At 45.2% G+C, this 1,189-nt stretch carries 1 protein-coding gene; it reads right to left on the minus strand.

Annotated elements, in window-relative coordinates:
• Nucleotides 1-36 precede the first annotated feature (36 nt).
• Nucleotides 37-570, minus strand: a complete 534-nt coding sequence (locus tag A3739_RS02475; protein ID WP_068476134.1) for a DUF3750 domain-containing protein — start codon at nt 568-570, stop codon at nt 37-39.
• Between the last annotated feature and the right edge of the window lie 619 nt (nt 571-1,189).

Below are 1,189 nucleotides of genomic sequence, written 5' to 3' on the forward strand. Positions count from 1 at the left end.
CTCTAAGCTAGTCGCGTAATCACATAGAAATCGATGTTAAGGCTCCCAGCCACTGCCAATCGCTCTAAATGGCATATCTAATTCGAAGCCTTCGATTTGACTAGCAACCCATGCAGGATAGGTATTGCTATTGGGACCTGGGAACACGGTATATTCATTTGCCCAAGGGTAATCACGTGAAACGCGAAGAATATCTTCGATGAGCTGATCAGCGCCCTCACCACGCTTTTCGTATACCAACTCTGGCTTTGCCCCAAACCAATAGCGATCAGGCAAGTCTTTCTCTATGCGAAGAACCGGCACACCCCATCGAGCGCGCCAGCCAATCACTTCAAGGACAGTGTATTGATCTGCATTGCTTGGTTTAACAGATATCCATGTATGCACTGCAAATATCCCTCGCCATCCCCAAGCATCTGCAGCGTAAACTTGCACGATGGCATCAGAATAATCACCGGGGAGTGGAGATAAATTCGCAGAGTCTCGGCTCGCGTCTCGCCAACTACCGGTGCTACACCCCGTAAGCACTAGACCAAGACTTAACACCAATACAGTGAATATACTTCGCATCGAAACCTCTTGATTTACCTTATTCAACTTAGACCTAAGACAAAATGTCTTACGCGTTATGAAGATGCGTAGATTAGACACAAAGCCTTTGAAAGAAGAGGTTAGATATACGAAAACTTTAAAAGTTCGAGTAAGACATACCCAAGCTGGGTCAATAAAGAATTTAGAATAAGGCAAAAACAAATAAAAACGCGCAGCTACTTAGCGTTAGGAGAGCAGCTTAGGCAAGGCGAAAGTTTATGAGAACACGGAGTTTACATATAAGTAAATACTCGCGTAGCTCGCCCTACGGACCGCACTAAAGTGCGTTCTGGCAAAGCCAGTGAGTAAAGCGAACAAGCTTTCAACACAGCTTACGAAACGCCTAACCTCACAAGCGACGATAAGACGCGACGAAAATGAACGAAAGCTCGCAGCTTCTTAGCGTTAGGAGAGCAGCTTAGGCAGGGCGAAAGTTTGTGAGAACACGGAGTTTACATATAAGTAAATGAGTATTTCGAACAAGCTTTCAACACAGCCTAAGCAATCGCAGTAGCTAAGAATGGATTTCGAATTGAAGTCCAGCTTTCGAGATTAATCTCTCAATCAACACATCCCCCATCGCAGTTGATGGCGTATG

The sequence above is a fragment of the Oleiphilus sp. HI0067 genome (assembly GCF_001635735.1).

Coding starts and splice junctions, on each gene's coding strand:
- A3739_RS02475 (WP_068476134.1), bottom strand. CDS start 570: ATGCGAAGTATATTCACTGTATTGGTGTTAAGTCTTGGTCTAGTGCTT.